The organism is Mycolicibacterium sp. lyk4-40-TYG-92 (assembly GCF_030209435.1).
Classification (GTDB): Bacteria; Actinomycetota; Actinomycetes; order Mycobacteriales; family Mycobacteriaceae; genus Mycobacterium.
This window is the reverse complement of record NZ_JARVRX010000001.1, coordinates 878,038-898,741: the sequence shown is the minus strand read 5'-3', so window position 1 is coordinate 898,741 and position 20,704 is coordinate 878,038. Positions and strand designations below refer to the sequence as shown.

General features: G+C 65.5%; 19 protein-coding genes. 7 read left to right on the top strand and 12 right to left on the bottom strand.

Annotation, left to right across the window (positions count from 1 at the left end; all coding sequences use genetic code 11):
• Positions 1-3: 3 nt before the first annotated feature.
• The gene (locus tag QRN63_RS04455; protein ID WP_285029698.1) at positions 4-1,500 is read right to left on the bottom strand and encodes a potassium/proton antiporter; all 1,497 of its coding nucleotides are present in this window, start codon (positions 1,498-1,500) and stop codon (positions 4-6) included.
• An 83-nt stretch (positions 1,501-1,583) separates the two neighbouring features.
• On the opposite strand from QRN63_RS04455, the gene QRN63_RS04450 reads away from it, so the two are divergent.
• Positions 1,584-2,243, top strand: coding sequence for a potassium channel family protein (locus tag QRN63_RS04450; RefSeq protein ID WP_285029697.1), 660 nt, complete (start codon positions 1,584-1,586; stop codon positions 2,241-2,243).
• A gap of 38 nt (positions 2,244-2,281) precedes the next feature.
• Here the strand turns inward: QRN63_RS04450 and QRN63_RS04445 are convergent, their stop codons facing one another.
• Complete coding sequence (locus QRN63_RS04445) at positions 2,282-2,755, bottom strand: nuclear transport factor 2 family protein (RefSeq protein ID WP_267318410.1); 474 nt, start codon at positions 2,753-2,755, stop codon at positions 2,282-2,284.
• Between the two features lie 91 nt (positions 2,756-2,846).
• On the opposite strand from QRN63_RS04445, the gene QRN63_RS04440 reads away from it, so the two are divergent.
• The gene (locus QRN63_RS04440; RefSeq protein ID WP_285029608.1) at positions 2,847-3,461 is read left to right on the top strand and encodes a TetR/AcrR family transcriptional regulator; all 615 of its coding nucleotides are present in this window, start codon (positions 2,847-2,849) and stop codon (positions 3,459-3,461) included.
• Between the two features lie 10 nt (positions 3,462-3,471).
• Positions 3,472-3,912, top strand: coding sequence for an OsmC family protein (locus tag QRN63_RS04435; RefSeq protein WP_285029607.1), 441 nt, complete (start codon positions 3,472-3,474; stop codon positions 3,910-3,912).
• A 4-nt stretch (positions 3,913-3,916) separates the two neighbouring features.
• On the opposite strand, the gene QRN63_RS04430 is transcribed toward QRN63_RS04435, so the two are convergent.
• Positions 3,917-7,183, bottom strand: coding sequence for a helix-turn-helix transcriptional regulator (locus tag QRN63_RS04430; protein WP_285029606.1), 3,267 nt, complete (start codon positions 7,181-7,183; stop codon positions 3,917-3,919).
• 148 nt (positions 7,184-7,331) lie between these two features.
• Here QRN63_RS04430 and QRN63_RS04425 point away from each other — a divergent pair, with 148 nt between their 5' ends.
• Positions 7,332-8,516, top strand: coding sequence for a cytochrome P450 (locus QRN63_RS04425; RefSeq protein WP_285029605.1), 1,185 nt, complete (start codon positions 7,332-7,334; stop codon positions 8,514-8,516).
• Here QRN63_RS04425 and QRN63_RS04420 read toward each other — a convergent pair.
• Both QRN63_RS04420 and QRN63_RS04415 read right to left on the bottom strand, forming a co-directional pair.
• Positions 8,513-9,616, bottom strand: coding sequence for a ferritin-like domain-containing protein (locus QRN63_RS04420; protein ID WP_285029604.1), 1,104 nt, complete (start codon positions 9,614-9,616; stop codon positions 8,513-8,515). The two genes, QRN63_RS04425 and QRN63_RS04420, sit on opposite strands and share 4 nt — an antisense overlap.
• A gap of 82 nt (positions 9,617-9,698) precedes the next feature.
• Positions 9,699-10,469, bottom strand: a complete 771-nt coding sequence (locus QRN63_RS04415) for an enoyl-CoA hydratase (RefSeq protein ID WP_267318419.1) — start codon at positions 10,467-10,469, stop codon at positions 9,699-9,701.
• 80 nt (positions 10,470-10,549) lie between these two features.
• Here QRN63_RS04415 and QRN63_RS04410 point away from each other — a divergent pair, with 80 nt between their 5' ends.
• Positions 10,550-11,383 carry a mycofactocin-coupled SDR family oxidoreductase gene (locus tag QRN63_RS04410; RefSeq protein ID WP_285029603.1) on the top strand — a complete coding sequence of 278 codons (834 nt, stop codon included), beginning with the start codon at positions 10,550-10,552 and terminating at the stop codon, positions 11,381-11,383.
• A 9-nt stretch (positions 11,384-11,392) separates the two neighbouring features.
• On the opposite strand, the gene QRN63_RS04405 is transcribed toward QRN63_RS04410, so the two are convergent.
• Positions 11,393-12,676: an adenylate/guanylate cyclase domain-containing protein gene (locus QRN63_RS04405; RefSeq protein ID WP_285029602.1), complete on the bottom strand. Its 1,284-nt coding sequence runs from the start codon at positions 12,674-12,676 to the stop codon at positions 11,393-11,395.
• Between the two features lie 161 nt (positions 12,677-12,837).
• A complete protein-coding gene (locus QRN63_RS04400) occupies positions 12,838-13,212 on the bottom strand; it encodes a group I truncated hemoglobin (RefSeq protein ID WP_267318422.1) in 375 nt (124 codons plus the stop codon).
• 165 nt (positions 13,213-13,377) lie between these two features.
• Between QRN63_RS04400 and QRN63_RS04395 the strand changes: the two genes are divergently transcribed.
• Both QRN63_RS04395 and QRN63_RS04390 read left to right on the top strand, forming a co-directional pair.
• Positions 13,378-13,548: a hypothetical protein gene (locus QRN63_RS04395; protein ID WP_267318423.1), complete on the top strand. Its 171-nt coding sequence runs from the start codon at positions 13,378-13,380 to the stop codon at positions 13,546-13,548.
• Positions 13,549-13,606: 58 nt separating this feature from the next.
• Positions 13,607-14,923 (top strand): carboxylesterase family protein, encoded by a 1,317-nt coding sequence (locus tag QRN63_RS04390; protein ID WP_285029601.1) that lies wholly within the window; start codon positions 13,607-13,609, stop codon positions 14,921-14,923.
• 52 nt (positions 14,924-14,975) lie between these two features.
• Here the strand turns inward: QRN63_RS04390 and groL are convergent, their stop codons facing one another.
• From groL to QRN63_RS04365, 5 genes are all read right to left on the bottom strand, one after another.
• Positions 14,976-16,595, bottom strand: coding sequence for a chaperonin GroEL (groL, locus tag QRN63_RS04385; protein ID WP_285029600.1), 1,620 nt, complete (start codon positions 16,593-16,595; stop codon positions 14,976-14,978).
• A gap of 80 nt (positions 16,596-16,675) precedes the next feature.
• The gene (groES, locus tag QRN63_RS04380) at positions 16,676-16,978 is read right to left on the bottom strand and encodes a co-chaperone GroES (protein ID WP_029367666.1); all 303 of its coding nucleotides are present in this window, start codon (positions 16,976-16,978) and stop codon (positions 16,676-16,678) included.
• A gap of 379 nt (positions 16,979-17,357) precedes the next feature.
• A complete protein-coding gene (locus QRN63_RS04375) occupies positions 17,358-18,131 on the bottom strand; it encodes a universal stress protein (protein WP_285029599.1) in 774 nt (257 codons plus the stop codon).
• A gap of 5 nt (positions 18,132-18,136) precedes the next feature.
• Positions 18,137-19,558 (bottom strand): DUF445 domain-containing protein, encoded by a 1,422-nt coding sequence (locus QRN63_RS04370; protein WP_285029598.1) that lies wholly within the window; start codon positions 19,556-19,558, stop codon positions 18,137-18,139.
• A gap of 31 nt (positions 19,559-19,589) precedes the next feature.
• Positions 19,590-20,564: an Abi-alpha family protein gene (locus tag QRN63_RS04365; protein WP_285029597.1), complete on the bottom strand. Its 975-nt coding sequence runs from the start codon at positions 20,562-20,564 to the stop codon at positions 19,590-19,592.
• Positions 20,565-20,704 lie beyond the last annotated feature (140 nt).

The following is a 20,704-nucleotide window of genomic DNA, read 5'->3' as shown; positions in this document are numbered from 1 at the left end:
CAGTCAGTCCGGCTCACCGTATTCATCGAACCAATAGGCAAGTTTCCCGCGGCGGCTCACCGCGCGCAGTCTGCGCTCGGTGGCCTCCCGCGTGGTGCTGGTACTCACGATGAGCAGTTCGTCGCCCGCCTCGATGCGGGTATCGGGCTGCGGCACGAAAGTTTCGCCCTTGCGGATGATCAGAGTGATGACACTCGGATCAGGCAGCCGCAGCTCGAGCACGGTCACGTTGTGGAGCCGTGACTGCGGCAACACCGTGAGCGTCAGCAGCTCGGCGTCGAGCACGTCAAGCGGCGCTGATTCCACCTGGAGCTCTCGGGTGACGTCGCGGCGGATGAGTCCGAGCCAGTGCGCTATCGGCTTCAGACTGGGGCCCTGGAGCAGTGTGAAGACCACGACCAGCACGAACACGATGTCGAGCAGCCGGTGGCTGTCGGGCACCCCGGTGACGATGGGATAGGTCGCCAGCACGATCGGCACCGCGCCGCGCAGACCCGCCCACGACAGGAAGGCCTGTTCGCGCCAGGGCACTCGAAAGCCGAGCAGCGACACCACCACTGAGAGCGGTCGGGCCAGCAGCAGCAATACGAGACCGACAAGGATGGCCGGGATCAGGTCGCGGCCGAGCTCGCTCGGGTTGACCAGCAATCCGAGCAGGACGAACAGCCCGATCTGCGCCAGCCAACCCAGCCCCTCGGCGAAGGACCGCGTGGCCGCCCGGTGCGGCAACCCGGAATTCGCCAGCACCAGGCCGGACACGTACGCGGCGAGGAACCCGCTCGCGTGCAGCACGCCCGATGCCGCAAACGCCACGGTGCCCAGGCCGAAAGTGGCCAACGGGTACAAACCCGAGGCCGGTAGTGCGATCCGGCGCAGGGTGACGGCACCGAGATAGCCGCACAGCACACCGATCCCGGCGCCGGCGAGCAGTTCGTACACCAGGCTCAACAGCGCCTCCCCCGCGGCGAAATGCAGCGGGACCGCACTGAACATCAAGACCAGGATGACGGCCGGCGCATCGTTCAGACCGGATTCGGCTTCCAGCAGACCAGCCACCCGTCGTGGGAGTGGCAGCACCCGCAGCACCGAGAACACCGCCGCCGCGTCGGTCGACGAGACGATCGCGCCCAGCAGCAGCGCAAGCTGCCAATGGAGGCCGAGGAGCAGGTGCGCGCCCACCGCGGTGACCACTGTGCTGATCGCCACGCCCAGGGTGGCCATCACCGCCGCGGGCGCCATGCTCTTTCGTACGTCACTGAAATGGGTGGTGAGACCACCTTCGATGAGGATGATCGTCAAAGCCGCCGTGCCGAGGTCCCGGGCGAGCGTGACATCGTCGAACCTCAGCCCGATGCCGTCTTCCCCGAGCAGAACCCCGACCCCCAGGAACAGCAGCAGACTCGGCAGGCCGGCCCGGGTGGCCAGTCTGGTGGCGACGATGCTGGCCAGCAGCACCAGGGCCCCGACGAGCAGTACCCGGTTCATCTCCTCCAGCGTCATCCGCTCCCCGTTCAGTTCTGTGGCCACGGCCGAGCCAAATGTATCGGCCGGTAGGTCACAATGACTGCGTGAGCACCCGGGGCATGCGCGTGGCGATCGCCGGCGCCGGCGCGGTCGGCCGGTCGGTGGCACAGGAACTCGTCGCCAACGGGCACAAGGTGCTGCTGATCGAGCGCGACATCCACAAGTACGAGCCGCACACGGTCCCCGAGGCCGACTGGCTGTGGGCCGATGCCTGCGAGGTGGCCTCGCTCGAGGAATGTCGCATCGAGATGTGCGACGTCGTGATCGCCGCGACGGGCGACGACAAGGCCAACCTCGCGATGGCGCTGTTGGCGAAGAGCGAGTTCAGTGTGCCGCGCGTGGTCGCGCGCGTGAACAACGTGGCCAACGAGTGGCTGTTCACCGACGATTGGGGGGTCGACGTCGCGGTGTCCACTCCGCACGCGATGGCCGCGGGAGTCGAGGGCGCCATCGACGTCGGCCACCTGGTGCGGCTGATGGGACTACGTCAGGGGCACGCGAACCTGACGAAGTTCACGCTGCCACCGGACAGCCCGTTGATCGGACACACCATCGGGGACATGACCTTGCCGACGAACACACTGTTGGTGACGGTGCAGCGCGGCAGCAGGATCATCGTGCCAAAATCCGGGGACAGCTTCGAGGACGGCGACGAATTGCTTTTCGTCGCAGACGAATCTGCCGACGGCGACATCCGCGACCTCATCCACGGCAGCTAGCGGCCGGTGCTCACAGGTCGTCGATCAGCTTCACGACGTCAGCCATGCTTGGCGGCCATCGGCTCGGCCTGCATGACGCCGCCGGCCTGCAGCCACTCGCCGACGGCACGCGGCGCGTCCCGGACCGGGTTGTAGACGTCCTCTTCCGAGGAGAACAGGTTGTCCCCTGCGTAGACGAGGCGGGTGATGTTGGGGAAACCGAACACCTTGCCGGGCTCTGTCGGGTGGTCGAGGGCGTTGATGATCTCGGTGACGATGGCACCGTTCTCCTCATCGATCGCAACCCAGGTGTGCGGGAATCGCATGTGCGGAAACGGCTTCATGACGCCGACGATCCATTCGCGGACCGCCTCGCGGCCGTGCATCTCGCCGTAGGCGTGCTCGACGTAGTGAACGTCCTCGGTGAACAGATCGGCGAACGGCGCCCAGTCCCCCGTGCTCGAACAGACCTCGACGACCTTGGTGTAGTGATCGAGCGCGGCCATCAGCTCGTCCCGGGTGAATCGCGGCATTGCAACCTCCAAGCGGACTAGAATCAATTTCAGTTTTTGGGACTCTACCGAACAACTAGAATTCACTCCAGACCCAAAAAGGAGCTGCACCTTGGCAAGAATCGCCGACCCCCGCCCGGCCGCCGAGCCCAGCTCCGCCGTACAGCAGCAGCGGCGGGACGCGATCCTCAAGGCCACCGCGGCCCTCGCCGCACAGAAGCCCGCCGACCAGGTGCAGATGAACGAGGTCGCCCGCGCCGCCGGGGTTGCGCTCGGCACGCTGTACCGCTATTTCCCGTCCAAGACCCATCTGTTCGTCGGCCTCATGGCCGACCGCGTGGACAAGATGCAGGACGGCATCCAGCGCCGGAAAGCCCCGGCTGGTACCGCGGCCGATCGCGTGTTCGACGTCCTGTCGCGCGCCACTCGCCCGATGCTCCGTCAACCCCACCTGACCGCCGCCATGCTCAATTCCCTCAACACCGCCGATGCGACGGCCGTGGCCGAGGTGGGACACATCGACCGCCAGGTCCGCAGCATGCTATTGACTATCTGCGGCGTCGACGATCCAGGGCCACAAGATGTTTCGCTGATGCGACTGGTCCAGCACACCTGGCACGGCATCCTGCAGTCCAGCCTCAACGGACGGATCGACGCCGACGAGACCGAGGACGAAATCCAGCTGGCCTGCCGGTTGATCCTGGCCCCGCTGTCCTCGGACCAATAGCCTCATCGGCATGATGACACCAGAGCCCGAGGGCACCGTCACCGTGGCCGAGAGCGGCGCGGGGACGTATACGCAGGAGATCATTGCCGGTGGGCACCGGTTGATCGCCGACGAGCCACGGCCTTTCGGCGACGACGCCGGGCCGTCGCCCTATGACCTACTGCTGTCCGCCCTGGGCGCCTGCACCTCGATGACGGTACGGATGTATGCCAACAAGAAGAGCTGGCCGCTGGAGCAGGTACGAGTTACCTTGCGACACTCGCGGATTCACGCGCAAGACTGCGCAGACTGCGAAACCAAGCAGGGCATGATCGACCACATGGACCGCGAGATCGAGTTGATCGGCGACCTCGACGATGACCAACGGGAGAAGCTGCTGGCCATCGCCGAGCGCTGCCCCGTCCACCGGACCCTGACCTCGGAGGTGCACGTCTCCACGACGTTGCGGTGACCGCTCACGCGTGGCGCGCCGCTTCCTGAACCAACTGGACACGCGAATCAAGTCCCAGTTTCGCGTAGACATGGGTCAGATGCGTCTGCACTGTGCGCGGCGAGATGAACAGGTGCGCCGCAATGTCCTTGTTGGACAATCCATCACTGACCTTACGTACGACGTCGTGTTCGGTCGGCGTCAGCGAATCCCACCCGGCCGTCGGGCGCTTGCGGGCACCACGGCCACGCTGCGCGAAGGCGATCGCCTCGTCTGCCGATAGTCCGGCCCCCTCTGCCCATGCCGCCTGAAAGCCCGCTTCCCCGAGCCTGTCTCGGGCTGTCGCCACGGCGGCAGCGAAGTCATCGTCGTAGATTTGGTACCGCACAATGCCTTTGCGCCGGCGAATCGAGTCCGCAGCCCCGAGGAGCCGGGCCGCGTATTGGCCTTCGCTGCTGCCAACCGCAAGCTGAGCCAGCCGCTCGAGGATATCCGGCAGTCGGATGAATCCTCGGGTATGCGCTGCGAGGGCCAGGGCGTCATAGGCATCACGCTCAGCTTGCTCCAATTCGCCCTGGGCGATGGCGACGCGAGAGCGGGCGTGCAGGGCAACCATCTTGTGCCAACCCGAAACGACTGCGACCGTGTCGTCAGCCCATCTTCGGGCCGCGGCGAGCTCACCACAGGCCAGCAAGGCGTCGGCCATCGGATTGAGGCCACGGATAAAGATTGCCCGCTGCGGCACGGTGTGTTGCCAGCTCCGTTCACACGCCGCCCGCGCAGCGGCGCCGTCGCCGGCTGCCAGCTCGGTGAAGGCGATAACCGTATGAATGGCATCCTCGGCCCACCCACCCATGGCCGCTGAGGTTTTCAGTGCGATCTCGTTGCACGCTCGAGCATCATCGAGCTTGCCCTGAAAGGCATGCACATGAGCCAAGCCGATATTGGCCAAGCAGATCCTGAAACGCTCGTCGCCGGTGCCCTCGGCCGTCAGCGGACGATAGGTCCGCTTCGCCTCGTCGAGCTCACCCAACGTGAACAGCGTGATGCCCAGCCAGCACCGAATGTTCCATGAAATGAAGCGGTCCCCGAGTTCGTCTGCCAAGTCGCGCCCCGCCTCGGCGACTGCCCGGCTGCCGGGGTCTCCACTGAAGGGCCCCGCGAGCGCCTGGGTAAGCCGGATGTCACACAGCGCCCGCCGATCACCGCATTCCTGCGCGAGATCGGCAGCCTCCTGCAGGTAGTTGCGGCAGGTGTCGGTATCGATCACGGTGAGGTTCCCGCAGGCGTTCAGCGCGACCGCCACCAGCGCTGGATTGCCGAGGTTCCGCGCGACGGATACTGCCGCATGAACCCGGTCCGCATTGACCGGCGCCACCGCCCACAATGCGAGCACTGCATGGTCAGCGACAGCACGTACCCAGAGTTCAGCGGGCACGCCGTCGTCGGGCTCCTCTGACAGTGCCAGGTCGAACCACGTCAGCCCTTCATGAAAACGGGCCTGCGACTGCCAAAACGGTTGCAGCGCGCAGGCAAGACGCAGCACTCCCCGGCGGTCAGCGGTTTCATGACTCCACGCCAGAGCCGCGCGAATATTGTCGAATTCGTCATTGGCCCAGTCAGATAACAGATGCCGAGCAGTCCCCGTGGTCTTTTCCGTGTAGTAGTCGCGGTGCCGGCCGCGGACCGCAGCGGCTTCACCGGACTCACCGAGCTGCTCAAGGGCATACTGCCGCATCGTCTCCAGGAGTCGGTATCTCATGACACCGGAGACATCCTCAGCCACGACCAAGGACTTGTCGACCAGCAGACCGATCTGGTCGAGCACCTGGTATTGCTCCGCGGTGCTCGCCCCGCCGACCGCTTGGGCAGCATCCAGATCGAATCCACCCATGAATACGGCCAGCCGACGGAACAGCACTCGCTCTGGCTCAGTGAGCAGCCCGAACGACCAGTCCACCGACGCGCGCAGAGTCTGTTGTCGGCGCACTGCGGTGCGCGCGCCGCCGGTCAGCACCCGGAAGCGGTCCTGCAGGCCTTCGACAATCTGTGCGAGCGACAAGGCTCGGACGCGGGCGGCCGCGAGCTCGATGGCCAAAGGCATGCCGTCGAGCCGGCGGCAGATGTCACGCACCTGTTCACCGGCATCCGCCATCTGGAAACCCGGGCGCGCCTGCCGGGCACGGTCGAGGAACAGCTCGACGGCCTCTACCTCGATCCCGAGTGAAGGAACCCGCCAAATCACTTCTCCCGCAAGACCGATGGGCTCTCGACTGGTGGCCAGAATAGTCAAACAGGGGCACGCAGCGAGCAAAGTCATCGCCAGATGACCGCAGCTGTCCAGCAGATGTTCACAATTATCGAGAAGCAACAACATTTTTCGGTCCGAAATGAATCGCACAGCGATCTCCACGGGCGACCGACCGGGCTGATCGGGTAGCCCCAGAGTGTGCGCGACGGTCGCCGCGACAACGGCCGGGTGTGTGATCGGAGCAAGGTCCGCATACCAGACGCCATCGGGGAACTCGTCGACGAGTCGCGCCGAGACCTCCACGGCAATCCTGGTTTTCCCGGCACCGCCGGCTCCGGTAAGTGTCACCAGCCGGTGCTCGGTGAGATTCCTCCGCAAGGCGCTGAGCTCGGCAGCGCGGCCAATGAAACTTGTCAACTGAGCTGGAAGATTGTGCGCGCGAGCCGGTTTCGCCGTCCGAAGTGGCGGAAATTCGGTCTGCACTTCCGGGTGACACAGCTGCGTCACGAGTTCGGGCCGTGGTAGGTCGCGGACGGGATGTCGACCGAGTTCCGCCAGCCACGCGTCGTCCGGCAAGTGATCGATGACGAGATCCGCCGTGGTCCCGGACAATACGGTCTGGCCGCCGTGTGCCAGATCGCGCAGCCGGGCGGTGCGGTTGATGGTGGGCCCGATGTAGTTGGCCTCGTCGCGCAGCTGCACTTCGCCGGTGTGAATGCCGATGCGCAGCCGTATCGGGTCGAGTTCCGCCCGCTGCAGATCCAGTGCGCAGGCAACAGCGTCACTGGCCCGGCCGAAGGCAATGACGAAACTGTCCCCCTCGCCCTGTTCGAGGGGGCGCACCCCGTGGTGGGGATCCACCAGCCGCGCGAGCGTGCGGTCGAGCTTCGTGAACGCGGCCGTCATGTCGTCGGGCTGAGTCTCCCAGAGGCGGGTCGAACCCTCGACATCGGCGAGAAGCAGCGTCACCGTGCCGGTCGGTATCAGCTCGCCCATAGCCAGGTCTCCGCAGTTCAGCAGCTCCGCATCAGTGTCGATCATGCTATCCAGCGTGCGGCCTCTGCACTGCCGGAACATCGACACAACGGCGTAGAACGCGACCCAAGGGAGTCGTATACGACCCCCTTGCCCACGAAGATGCGCGGTTACACCGATGGTGGTCAACTGTCTTCGGCCAATGCTCGGTGCCATGACCATCGACACCTTGAACTACCTCCAGGCCCGCGATCCTGAGGATGCGCACCGCGCCATCGCCTCGGCACGGCGGCATGGCCCGATTGCTCTCGGCCCGCTCGGGCCCGAGATCCTCGGCTATGACCTTGCGCGCGCAGTCCTGCGCGATCCGCGCTTCGCCGTCGCTCACCGTGCAGCGGCCGAATCCCAAGGTGTCAGCGAAGGTCCTCTGTGGCAACGGATTACCTCGCTGATTCTGGCCATCGACGGTGAACGGCACCACCGGCTGCGCCGGCTGGTCGCCAAGGCGTTCACACCCCGTGCGGTGGCCCGGCTGGACGCCGCGATCGTCGAGATCATCACCGAGCTCCTGGACGAGTACACGCCCGCCGGCCGGTGCGACGTGGTCACCGACATCGCGCGACAGTTCCCCATCCCGATCATCTGCACGCTACTCGGCACACCCCGAGCGGATTGGCGCCTGTTCTCCGACTGGGTAGGCGACATCAGCAAGATGTTCGAGTTCAACCTGGCCACCGACGGTCCGCGCATTCTGCAGGCATGGCAGGAGCTCGACGCCTATCTGGAGCAGATGATCGCACGCCGTCGCAACGAGCTGACCGATGATTTGATTTCGGACTTGATCCGCGTCGAAGTTGACGGCACCGCACTGGATCACGACCAACTATTGATACTCGCCGTGACGCTGCTCGGGGCGGGCACCGACACCGTCCGCAACCAGCTCGCGGCGGCCATCGACGTCTTCTGCGACCACCCCGATCAATGGGCGCTGCTGAGTGAGCATCCCGAACTCGCGGCCGGCGCCGTGGATGAGGTGATGCGTTACCACCCAATCGGATTCAGCTTGGCCCGGCTGGCCACAGAGGACGTCGAACTGGCCGGAATGCGGGTTCCAGCAGGGACTCTGGTGTTTGTGAACACCGCTGCCGCCAACCGCGATCCCGAGGCATTCCCCGAACCGGATCGATTCGATATCGCGCGCGAAAACCGAAGCGGAATAATGACTTTCGGCGGTGGTGCGCATTACTGCCTGGGGTCACACCTCGCTCGGCTGGAGCTCACACAAGCACTGACCGTGATGGCCCGACGCATGCCGAACCTGCGCCGAACCGGACCGGCGCCGTGGCCGTCGATGCTGGGCGTGACGGGTCCCAGCACCCTGCCCGTGGCCTTCGACTAGCTCGCCGCCTGCTCGATGATCTCATCGACTTCCGTTGCCCGGACGGCCATCTCGGCGTGGGCTTTGTCCAGCGCCTCGGCCTGATCCTCGTCGGCCTTCATCAGCGCCTCGATATCCAGGCCCGCCATGTCCAGGACGCCCATATCCGCGAACGCCGCCTGCACCTTGGGGCCCCACAGCCCGATGTCCTTGACAATCGGCACGATACGGCTGAACAGATGCGCCCGGAATTGCTTCATCATCGGCGCCGAGGTGTCGACCCACTCAGAGCACGCCTTGACGTCAAGGCCGAGGGTCTCGAAAACCTCCTCACCACGGAACCGGTCCCGCATCAGGTAGCAGGCGTCCACGACGAACTCTTCACGCTCGGCCCGTTCCGCGTCGGTGAGCTGAGAGTAGTAGTCCTTCAATGAAATTCGACCGAAGGCGACGTGCCGCGCTTCGTCCTGCATGACGTACGCCAGCACCTGCTTGGCCAGCGAACCCGGCGCCGCCAAATCGCGCTGCACGCCGAACGCGGCGAGCGCGAGTCCCTCGATGAGCACCTGCATGCCGAGGTAGGGCATGTCCCAGCGCGAGTCGCGCAGGGTGTCGCCCAGCAGCAGGTTCAGGTTCTTGTTCATCGGGTAGACAAGGCCGACCTTCTCCTGCAGGAACCGGGAGAACGTCTCGACATGCCGGGCCTCGTCCATGGTCTGGGTCGCCGCATAGAACTTCGCATCCAGGTCCGGGACCACCTCGACGATCTTGGCCGCACACACCATCGCGCCCTGCTCACCATGCAGGAACTGCGAGAACTGCCAGGCCTGCGAGTGATGGCGCATCTCGGCACGACGCTTCTCGTCGGCCGCCTCCCACATCGGGCTGCCGAACAGCGGATGGAACTCGTCGGGCAGTCCTATCGGGTTCATCGGGTCGACGTCCTGCGACCAGTCGATACGCGACTGCGCATCCCACTGTTTGTCCTTGCCCTTTTGGTACAGGGACAGCAGACGGCCGCGCCCGTCGTCATACTCCCAGGTGAAGCGCGCATCGCCGCCACTTGTGGTGTCCCACGAGTACGGATCGGGCACCTCGGTGTACTTATCCTTCGTGGTCACGAGCGGCCGCCTCTCTGCGCGCATATGTCCGGACGGAAATATGACCTGTATCACAGTGCGCCGTGGGCGGCCGAGCCGTCAACTACCGGGCGGGGCGTTTCTCGATGAAGGCCAGCACGCCTTCGAGCGCGCTAGGGTCCATCATGTTGCAGGCCATCGTGCTTCCGGCGTCGGCATACGCGGCGTCGATCCCGACTTCGATCTGTCGGTAGAACAGCGACTTCCCCATCGCGACGGCGACGGCGGGTTTGGCGACGATGCTCGCCACGATCGACTCGACCTCGTCGTCGAGCGCTTCCGGGGCCGCCACCCTGTTGACCAACCCCAGCGCCTTGGCCTCGTGCGCTGAGATGAATTCCCCGGTCACCAGCATCTCGAAGGCAGCCTTCCGCGGGATGTTGCGTGACAGCGCGACTCCCGGTGTGGCACAGAACAGTCCGACGTTGATGCCACTGACCGCGAAGCGCGCATCGTGGCTCGCCACCGCGAGATCGCACATCGCGACCAGCTGACAACCGGCAGCGGTCGCCAGGCCGTGAACCCGCGCGATCACCGGGACCGGCAACCGCTGGATCGCGAGCATCACCGCCGTGCACTGCGCGAACAGCGCCTGGTAGTACGCGAGTGAGGGTTCGGCGCGCATTTCCTTGAGGTCGTGGCCGGCGCAGAAAGCTTTGCCCGAGGCCCCGAGCACGACGGCCCGCACCGTCGCGTCACCGGCGAGTCCGGCGAACGCCTCCCCCAATTCGGTGAGCATCGCCTCGGACAACGCGTTGAAGGCCTGTGGACGGTTCAGCGTCAGCGTCACGACACCCCGGTCATCGCGGTCGCGGCGCAGCAGCGGTTCGCTCATCGTCCGGACGTTAACACCGATTTTCGACCACGAAGGCGGCCGCGGCGCGATACTCGATTCACGGGCGGACGGAGACCACTATGGCAGGTCAATTCGAAGGCAAGGTCGCTTTCATCACCGGCGCCGCGCGGGGCCAAGGCCGCTCACATGCCGTTCGTTTCGCCGAGGAAGGCGCTGACATCATCGCCGTCGACCTGTGCGATCAGATCGCAAGCGTCGGCTATCCGATGTCAACCCGCGAAGATCTCGACGAGACCGTCAACCTCGTCGAGAAGACGGGCCGCCGCATCGTCGCCGAACCGGGTGATGTCCGCGATTTCGACAAGCTGAAAGCCATTGTGGCCGAGGGCGTTGCCGAGCTCGGTCGGCTCGATTTCGTGCTCGCGAACGCCGGCATCCTTCCGGGCTTCGGGGAACAGCGGCACGAGATGGCCGCCTTCGACGATTCCGTCGCCGTGCTGCTCAACGGTGTCTACTACACCATCGAGGCCGCACTGCCGTACCTGCTGAACCGGGACGACGGCGGCGCCATCGTGATCACCAGCTCGACCGCCGGCCTGAACAGCCTGTGCCCGACGCTCACCAGCCAGAGTCGCGGCATGGCCGGCTACCACGCCGGCAAGCACGGTGTCGTCGGCCTGATGAGATACTACGCAACCTCGTTGGCGGAGAAGAACATTCGAGTCAATACCGTGCATCCCACCGGCGTCGCGACGCCGATGATCCTCAACGAGGGGTTTGCGGAACTGGTCGCCGAGCACCCCGAGGACGTCACGGGACTGCAGGCACCCTTGCCGGTCGAGCTCATCGATTCCTCCGATGTCACCGAGGCGATGGTCTACCTCTGCGGGCGGTCAGGTCGGTACATCACCGGAATCACCCTGCCGGTGGACGGCGGCATCTCGGTCAAGTAGGACGCGTCCTCACCGGACGCCTTCGAGGAAGTACGTCGTCATCGGCCCCTTGCCCTTGACCTCGACCACCTGCGGGTCGCTGAACTCGTAGCGCTGCGCGAGCAGTGCGTGCGTGGCCGCGGACACCTGGATGCGGTGCGGACGCCCACTGGACTCCATGCGGCTCGCCGTGTTCACGGTGTCGCCCCACAGGTCGTAGATGAACTTGCGCTGTCCGATCACGCCCGCCACCACTGGACCTGACGAGATACCGATCCGCATCGAGATCGGACTCGGCCAGCTCGAGGACAGGACGGTGACGGTGCGTTGCATGTCGAGGGCCAGCTCGGCCATCGATGCGGCGTGGTCGTCATCAGCGTTCGGCAGGCCCGCAACCGCCATGTACGCGTCACCGACCGTCTTGATCTTCTCGATCCCGCGCCGATCGCAGAGCTCGTCGAAGGCGCGGAACATCGTGTCCAGCAGCCGCACCAGCTCCTCCGGGGTCAGCGTCTCGGACAGTGGCGTGAAGCCCACGATGTCGGAGAACAGCACGCTGACGCTGGGCGCCGAGTCGGCGATGGTCAGCGCCCCGTCGCGCAGCCGGTCCGCGATCGGTGCCGGCAGCACGTTGTACAGAATCTCCTCGGTCCGGGCCCGCTCCCTTTCGACTTCACGCTGGCGGAGGAAGTCGATACGCCGTAGCCGCTCCAGTGCAAAGGCGATCAACACGCTGATCGCGGCCAGTCCCGCGATCTGTGGCGTCATCGTGCCGAGCTCGTCCAGGCTCCCCCGCGCGCTCGGCAGCTCCAGGCACACCGCCACGAACACCACGGTGTTGGCCAGCGCGGCGTGCATGCGCAACCGCAGCAGCCCAACGGCGCCCAGCAGCGTGACGGTGGCCGAGGTCATCAGGTACTGGGTCGGGAAGTCGCCGACGCGCGACAGTACCGGCACCAGCAGCACCTGGACGACCGTCAGTTGCGCGACAGTGCCGACCTGCAGATTGCTCTGGAGCGTCCGAATCCGGCGGATCGCCACGATACCCAGCAGGAAGATGCCGATGGTGACGGCGCGGACGATCAGGGCACCCGGTACGAAGCCGCGTAGGACCAGGAAGTCGACGACCGCGTAGACGACGGTGAACAGGATGCCCACCACTTGCGCGAAGGTCGCCGCCCGGAGCCCGTTCGCGTCGTCGTGTGCCCGGAATTCGCGCTCGACGTCGGCGTCGTCGAACTCCAGCATCCATTTGCGCATATGAAGCTGGGCATGCCGCTGCTGTACCCAGCACCGCACTCCTTGCGCGTCCACAGGGCGAAAATAGCCGAGACCGGGGTCCGGTGTACTTGAGTTCTGCTCGAGTCCGATCACAATGTCGGCCTGAGAGCGCCGTTGAACGTATATAGCCTCAGCGGCGCTCTCAGGCCGACATTGTGTCCGTACCCGCCATCGACCGACCTTCGGCAACCTCGCTATTCGACGATGTCGCCGCGGTAGCGCTCGAAAAGCGCCAGGAATTCGGCTCTTTCGGCATCGGCGACGCCGTTCTTGATCAGCGCGGCGTCGGCGTACTGCATGTTGGTGTCCCATTCCTCAGCCGAGATCGCCAGGCCCGCATGCGAGGTCTTCATGTCACGCCCGATGTAGTGGCACGGGCCGCCGGTGAGCTCACCCATCTGATCGACGAGCAGCTGCCGGGCCCGCATATGCGAATCGGTGCTGCGGCCCGAACCGAACCGCGCAAAAGCGGGGTCGGCCAACAGTGTCGCGAACAGGTCGTCGATGACGGCCGCGATCACGTCGTAACCACCCAGCCGTCGATAGAGCGATGGCGTTGTCTCGGTCATCACACAAGCATCGCGCCGACGCGAGGCCTACGTACAGAATCGGCCAGATTTCGCCAAAGAGTTAATCCTGCCAACCGTGCATCAAATCCTGCCGATCGGAATCATTGTGCCCCACAACCGGTTTCAACGATCAGAGCACCACAACAACCGAAGAAGGGGTTCAAAATGAAGAAGTTCGGCTTTGCCACTCTGATCGCATCGAGCATGACCGCCGCCGTCCTGGGTCTGGCCGTTCCGGCTCAGGCCACCACCGGAACCCCGATCGGTCCCCACTACGGCGTCGATAACCACGACACCGTCAACACCAGCAACGGGTTCTACGACCAAGCGTTCTGATCGCCCGATGAAGGACCCCCGATCCGCGCGGATCGGGGGTCCTTCATATTGTGAGTTGGTGGCGGTCAGGCGTATCGACATCGGCGGCACCGCCCTACGGGCGATCGAAGACGACGGCGTGGTCATCGCGCGCGGCGTCCCCTACGCCCGCGCCGACCGGTTCGCCGCCCCGGTGCCGGTCACTGTCGGCGGCGCGGAAGTGATCGACGCCACCGCGCGCGGCCCCGCGTGCCCTCAGTTGCCATCCCGTCTGCGGTCCGTCACGGGCGCCGTCGTTGACGACCTCGCGGTGAGCGAGCAGTGTCAAGTGCTCAGCGTCACGGCACCCGCGGATGCCGAAGGACTGCCGGTGATGGTGTGGTTCCACGGCGGGGCCTACGTGTCGGGTGGCGGCGAATCCCCGAAGTACGATCCGCAGGCACTGGTCGCCGAGGGACAGGTCGTCGTGGTGACCGTCACCTACCGGCTCGGCATTTTCGGCTACCTGAACATCCACGACCCCGATACCCAGAACCTGGGTCTGCGCGACCAGATCTGCGCTCTGCAATGGGTCCGCGACAACATCTCGGCATTCGGCGGCGATCCCGATCGCGTCACGGTGTTCGGTCAATCTGCCGGCGGCGATTCCGTTCTGTCCCTGATGTTGTGCCCGGACGCAGCAGCGGGACTTTTCACCCGGGCCATCCTGCAGAGCGCCCCGCTGGGGCTGCCCCGCGACCGGTCGGCCATGGCGGCCGCGATGAGCAAGGCGGCGCTGGCGTCGTTGGCGGGCGTGCCGCCCACGGAAGCCGACATCGACCAGCTGCTCGAGGCACAGCTTGCCGCGCTGGCAGCCGCCCAGCCGTTCGGCCGGCTCGGCATGATGGCCTTCGCACCGATTCTCGGTCACGCTCCGCTGGTTTCCGCCGAACACTTTGAGCCGCAGATCGCCGCTGCCGCAGCACATGTCGAGATCCTCGTCGGCTACACACGCGACGACGGCCGGCCCTTCGTGTCGATGGATCCACGCGGCGCCCGCGTCCAGCGGTTCGGTCCGCTCGGCGGCGCGCTCACCGCGATCATCGGGCGCAACCTGACCCGCTCCGAGTTCGGCAGGCCAGCAATCGAACTCGCGCGCACCTGGGAACGAGCGGGTGGACGATCGGCGACCTTCCGCATCGACTGGGCACCACCGCAAGCGCCGCTGGGCGCATGCCATTGCATCGAGCTCCCGCTGCTCCTGGGGGCCGCCGGCTCATGGCGTGACGCACCGATGCTCGGCCCCGAGCCACGCACCATCGATGAAGACCTCGGGCGTGAGATGCGTTCGCTCTGGGCGGGTTTCGCGCACGACGGCGTCGCCGCCCTCGAGCAGAAACGACTTGTCTTCGGCTGAAACGAAAACGCCCCCGGCCCATCAGGACCGGGGGCGTTTTCGTTGCAACTACCTAGTGGGCGTGACCGTGGTGGCCGTGCCCGTGATCGGCTTCCTCAGCCGGCTTCTCCACGACGGCCGTCTCGGTCGTCAGGATCATCCGGGCCACCGAAGCAGCGTTGAGCACCGCGGACCGGGTCACCTTGGCGGGGTCGACGACACCGTCGGCCAGCAGGTCACCGTAGGTCAGGGTGGCGGCGTTGAAACCGTGGCCGGCGGGCAGCTCCGACACCTTGTTCACCACAACGGGGCCGTCGAGGCCGGCGTTGGTGGCAATCCAGTACAGCGGGGCCGACAGCGCCGAGGAGAAGACCTCGAGGCCGAGCAGCTCGTCGCCGGACAGCGAGCCACGCAGGCCGTCGAGAGCGGTGCGAGCGTGGACCAGAGCGGCGCCACCACCGGTGACGATGCCCTCTTCCACCGCAGCCTTGGCGGCGGCGACGGCGTCCTCGACGGCTTCCTTGCGCTTCTTCAGGTCGGTCTCGGTGGCAGCGCCGACCTTGATGACGGCGACGCCGCCGGCCAGCTTCGCGAGGCGCTCTTCGAGCTTCTCGCGGTCCCAATCCGAGTCCGAGGCCTCGATCTCGCTGCGCAGCTGCGCCTTGCGACCGTCGATGGCCTCGGCGGTGCCGCCGCCGTCGACGATCACGGTGCTGTCCTTGCTGACCACGACGCGACGGGCAGTTCCCAGCACGTCCAGGCCGGCCTCGCGCAGAGTCAGGCCCACGTCGGGGTTGACGACCTGGCCACCGGTCACAACGGCGAGGTCCTCCAGGAACGCCTTGCGGCGGTCACCGAAGAACGGCGCCTTGACCGCGACGGCCTTGAGGGTCTTGCGGATGGCGTTGACGACCAGGGTCGACAGGGCCTCGCCCTCGATGTCCTCGGCGATGATCAGCAGCGGCTTGCCGGCCTGGGCGACCTTCTCCAGCAGCGGCAGCAGGTCGGGCAGCGAGCTGATCTTGTCGCGGTGCAGCAGCACCAGCGCGTCCTCGAGGACGGCTTCCTGGGAATCGAAGTCGGTGACGAAGTACGCCGACAGGAAGCCCTTGTCGAAGCCGACGCCCTCGGTGACCTCGAGCTCGGTGTTCAGGGTCGAGGACTCCTCGACGGTGACGACGCCGTCGGTACCGACGCGGGTCATGGCCTCGCCGACCAGCTCGCCGATCAGTTCGTCGCGAGAGGAGACGGTCGCGACCTGGGCGATGGCGGTCTTGTCGGACACCGGAGTTGCCGCCTTCAACAATGCCTCAGAGACCGCATCGGCGGCCTTCGAGATGCCCGTGCCGAGCGCGATCGGGTTGGCACCGGCAGCGACGTTGCGCAGGCCGGCCTTCACGATGGCCTGGGCCAGCACGGTGGCGGTGGTGGTGCCATCGCCGGCGACGTCGTTGGTCTTGGTCGCGACGGACTTGACCAGCTGGGCACCCAGGTTCTCGAACGGGTCTTCCAGGTCGATGTCGCGGGCGATGGTGACGCCGTCGTTGGTGACCTGCGGGCCACCGAAGGCCTTGGCCAGCACCACGTTACGGCCGCGCGGGCCGATCGTGACGCGGACCGCGTCGGCGAGCTTGTCGACACCGGCTTCCATGGCCCGCCGCGCAGCTTCGTTGAATTCAATCAGCTTGCTCATCAGAGCCTTTCGCTAATACGCATACCGCCCCGGACATCACCCGTGCGGGCACGGTGATTTCCGGGGCGGGACACGAGTGCTTACTTGGAAACGACAGCCAGCACGTCGCGGGCCGAGAGGATCAGGTACTCCTCGCCGTTGTACTTGATCTCGGTGCCGCCGTACTTGCTGTAGATGACGGTGTCGCCCTCGGCAACGTCCAGGGGGATCCGCTTCTCGCCATCCTCATCCCAGCGGCCGGGGCCAACTGCGACGACGGTGCCTTCCTGCGGCTTTTCCTTGGCGGTGTCAGGGATGACCAGACCGGAAGCGGTCGTGGTCTCGGCCTCGTTGGCCTGAACGAGGATCTTGTCCTCGAGTGGCTTGATGTTGACTGCCACGATGGAAGCCCTCCACTTGGTTGGTATGTCGATCCAGGGCCAATCCCCGGATGCAGGTTGTTCGGCAAGCGTCCTGGCCGCACACCGTCGTCGCGGGTGCCGGAGCGCGGTTGGCCGCGTGCCACCTAGCACTCTATACACGCGAGTGCTAGCGCTCAAGGGTGGGGCAGTGCCGGATTCAGACGAACTCGCTGAGAGCAGAAACGGCGGGCATCGTCGGTGCTTAGCCAGGCTGCGGAATTCCGGGGATACCTACCCGCAAACGCACCCGAGTTCAGGAACGCCGCGACCGCATCTACCGAGAGCGGCGCCTCAACGACGTCCGCATCATCGAAGAACTCTTCGATCAAGAAATGGCCGCCGACGCGGACCCGGCACCGTTCTAACTACCGGTATTGACCAGGAGCAGGTTGGAGGTCGCGCGATGAGTGATGGTGTTGGCCGTCGACCCGAGCACCCGGGCGAAGCCCGCCATGCCGCGGTTCCCGATCACAAGAAGGTCGTATTCGGCAGCTGCGAGCACGTCGGCCGGGTCGCCGGTCAGCGCCTGCCGCTGTAACGGCTCGGTGTTCTCCAGTTGGCTTTCGACGTTGTTCAGCGTCTCCTCGGCCGCGGCGGTGTCGCCGGCGACAGTGACCAGGATCGGCCGGGCGCCGAGAGCGCCCGCCAGGTCGTACCCGGCACGCACCGCCCGCACCGAGGTGTCCGAGCCGTCGGTGGCCAGGGCGATCGTCTGTACTGCGGCAACCGGCTGGCGCACGAACAACACATCGACGGGGCTGTGGTGCGACAGTTCGTTGGAGGTACTCCCCCACAAGCGGCTGGAGGTCTGGCCGAGGCCTGCCGCACCAACGACGATGAGCGGCCGCTCGGACTGAGCCGCGGCGTCGACCAGGGCGTCGAACGCACTGCCCTTCACCGGAACCTTGTCGATCGCCGTGACGCCCAGCGCGGTGAGATCGACGTCGGCGCCCTCGGCCGTCAGGTCCGCCCACGGCTGTTCCCGTCCACCCGGCACCGAGACGCTGGGCTTCCACGCGGTGACGACGGTGACCGGCGCCCCGAGGGCGGCAGCCACCACGCCGGCGACGGTGACTGCGTCGGTCGCCTCGTCGGACCCGTCGGTGCCGACGATGATTCTGGAATAGGTCGTCATGGTGGTCACGCTCCGAAGACGAGGATGTGGACGGCGCCGACGAGGATGCCCAGGAGTCCACCATGGGCGTACAGCAGCCAGGCGTCCTGCTCGATGGCCGAATACAGCATCTCGCCGAACTTGTCGGGCGGCAGCGCCCGGAACTTCTCGGTTGCGAACGTCTCGATCTTCTTGGCCTGGGTCTTGTTGAACCCGGGGTCGTAGAGGACGCTCGGGGCGAAATCGACCAGCTTGTCACCGGCGCCGCGTTGCAGCCCTTCGACATCGACGACGCCGAAGGAGTTGCGGGCGACGACGAGGTACGGGCCCAGGATGCGCTCGGCCTCTTCGCCGACCGCGGACTGGATGAGCGCCCGGGTCTTGTCGGCGCTGGCGCCGTTGAGTAGTTCGTGTGCGAAGTTCTTGACCGTCAGGACCTGCAGCGACAGCATCGTGGCGAGTTCGTGGGCGGCCTGGTGCTGCCTCTTCGCGAAAAGCCCTTGCTTCCAGAGGTATTTGTAGCGGGGCTGCGGTTCGCCGGGCTCGAACACCACCTTGATCGCGATGATGTTGACGACGATGCCGATGACCGCGGCCCCGCCGAGCACCCACAGCCAGGTGGGCAGGAAATGCAGGATCGAGTCGAGGAATCCCGGCAGGTGGATCGCGAAACCGCCATGGGCCGCGGCGTGTTCGCGCGCCTCGTCGCTGGAGTAGTAGATCAGCGAGAGCCAGAGCGCCAGCAGCACACCGAACGGAAAGCCCAGCGCGCCGATGCGCACCATGAAGCGCAGTTCGGGCACCGCCATGCCTTTGATGATGTCCCGCAACACTTCTGGGTTGCGACGCAGGAAGTTGACGGTCATCAGCTTGACGTTGAGCAGCTGGTCGATGTTCTCGCCGATCTTGGCGAAGGCCCGCTTGGAGATGGTGGGCAACTCCGTGTCGACGGTCTGCAGCACCTCGTCCTTCAACGGCTGCGGCAGCGACCGCCACATCTGTGGGTGCCGGGCCTCGATGATCTCGGTGGTCAGCCGGCCGATATCCGGCCTCGCCGCCACCGCAATGGCTTTGGCCAGTTTGTCGGGATTGAGTTGTTCGTAGAAGTCCGAAATCTTGCCGATCCGGGCTATCGAGGTGTCGACGATCAGGCTGGCCATCTTCTCGGCGCGACACGGAATGAATCCCTGGAAGCCCAGAATTCCGTTGGGCGCGAAGGTGGGCAGAATCTGGACCTTGCGGGGCAGAAAGGGAAATATCCGTTTGAGGCCCGGCACGTAGAACCCGGTGAATCGCACGGGCGCGAACAACATGATGACGCCGGTCCAGTTGGTGATCAAGCCGGCGATCGCGCTGAAGATCGGCACGCTGATGATGTCGACTATGAATTTCGATTGTCCGGTGAGCTCCTCCCAATCAAGAAAGGGCCCGGCGGCGAGCGTTGTCATGGAATTGTCCTGGGCTGGTTGGGATCGGGGGTCAGTGCTTGTGTTTGCGCGCGGGATCGGGCGGGCCTTTCCCGATGATCTTGTCGCCGCGCTCATCAGTGGCCCAGCCACCGGCGTTGTAGCCGTCGGTGTCGATGCAGACCTCGCAGAACTGTTTGCCGAATTCCGACAGATAGATGCTGCGGTACACGCTGATCGTCTTGGGTATCACCTCGGTCACCTCGAGCGCCCGAGGTTGCACCTCGAGCAGCGCGTAGCGTCGGTAATCCGCGACGGGCTCCGACGAAAAGCGCACCAGGCCAAGTCGATTGAGGTTCGCGAGATAGCGTCGGTCAGCCTCGGGCCACCGGCAACCGGCCATGTCCGCGATCATGTTCACACCACTGACGAGTCGCTCCGAGCCGACCTGGAACATCGTCTTGGTCCGGATGTCGATGGACGGCTGGGTGCCCGCGACGGCCAGGAAGCGCAGCATCCGAACTTCGTCCGGCGCAAGTTCATTGAGGATCTGCTCGAAAGCCGGATGACGGTGCGCCTGCTTACGTGTCGGCTTCTGGGACTTGGCAATCAGTTCGTCACCCCAGTGGCGCAGATCGGCGTCACTGTCCTGCTTCGCGCCCTTCTTGTCCCCGTCGCGGGGATCGGACTTCTTGCGGACCGGTGTGACGGCGCGCTTCAGTCCGCCGAAGATTCCGGAGTTCTCGACCGGCGACTCATCCGGCGCTACGACGGGCAGCACAGCGGTTGCGGCAGTGGCATTTTCGTCGTCATCGTCAATATCGTCGCTGATCGCTGCCGGCGACGGGTGCGTCTCGCGTCCGGGCAGCCGGCTCAGAATGTTGACGACCTTCAACAGGTCGCCGGCAGCGGCTCGCGTCGATTGCACGGCAGCCGCAATGTCACGCGCGGTGTCGATGCCCAACTTGGTGAGCGGATCGACTATGGCGCCCAACGGATTACTGCTCTGCTCTCGACCGCGATCGTCGGATTTCGGATCGTCGCTCATGATTGGCCTCCGTCGGACTGTGCGAGTAATTATCCAAAGGACCGGCTCGCTCACATGCGTTTCGCAGTGATCCAAAAACTACTGACGTCAGCGCGGGCGAACTACGTCGCAAACAGCCAAAGTTCGTACCGCACCCAGGG

Bases quoted from the DNA above. Each gene is read 5' to 3' on its own strand.
- QRN63_RS04455 (WP_285029698.1), bottom strand. From the start codon at position 1,500: ATGACGCTGGAGGAGATGAACCGGGTACTGCTCGTCGGGGCCCTGGTG.
- QRN63_RS04450 (WP_285029697.1), top strand. From the start codon at position 1,584: ATGCGCGTGGCGATCGCCGGCGCCGGCGCGGTCGGCCGGTCGGTGGCA.
- QRN63_RS04445 (WP_267318410.1), bottom strand. From the start codon at position 2,755: ATGCCGCGATTCACCCGGGACGAGCTGATGGCCGCGCTCGATCACTAC.
- QRN63_RS04415 (WP_267318419.1), bottom strand. From the start codon at position 10,469: ATGAGCGAACCGCTGCTGCGCCGCGACCGCGATGACCGGGGTGTCGTG.
- QRN63_RS04370 (WP_285029598.1), bottom strand. From the start codon at position 19,558: ATGACAACGCTCGCCGCCGGGCCCTTTCTTGATTGGGAGGAGCTCACC.
- groL (WP_285029600.1), bottom strand. From the start codon at position 16,595: ATGAGCAAGCTGATTGAATTCAACGAAGCTGCGCGGCGGGCCATGGAA.
- QRN63_RS04425 (WP_285029605.1), top strand. From the start codon at position 7,332: ATGACCATCGACACCTTGAACTACCTCCAGGCCCGCGATCCTGAGGAT.
- QRN63_RS04365 (WP_285029597.1), bottom strand. From the start codon at position 20,564: ATGAGCGACGATCCGAAATCCGACGATCGCGGTCGAGAGCAGAGCAGT.
- QRN63_RS04430 (WP_285029606.1), bottom strand. From the start codon at position 7,183: ATGATCGACACTGATGCGGAGCTGCTGAACTGCGGAGACCTGGCTATG.
- QRN63_RS04435 (WP_285029607.1), top strand. From the start codon at position 3,472: ATGATGACACCAGAGCCCGAGGGCACCGTCACCGTGGCCGAGAGCGGC.
- QRN63_RS04410 (WP_285029603.1), top strand. From the start codon at position 10,550: ATGGCAGGTCAATTCGAAGGCAAGGTCGCTTTCATCACCGGCGCCGCG.
- QRN63_RS04395 (WP_267318423.1), top strand. From the start codon at position 13,378: ATGAAGAAGTTCGGCTTTGCCACTCTGATCGCATCGAGCATGACCGCC.
- QRN63_RS04375 (WP_285029599.1), bottom strand. From the start codon at position 18,131: ATGACGACCTATTCCAGAATCATCGTCGGCACCGACGGGTCCGACGAG.
- QRN63_RS04400 (WP_267318422.1), bottom strand. From the start codon at position 13,212: ATGACCGAGACAACGCCATCGCTCTATCGACGGCTGGGTGGTTACGAC.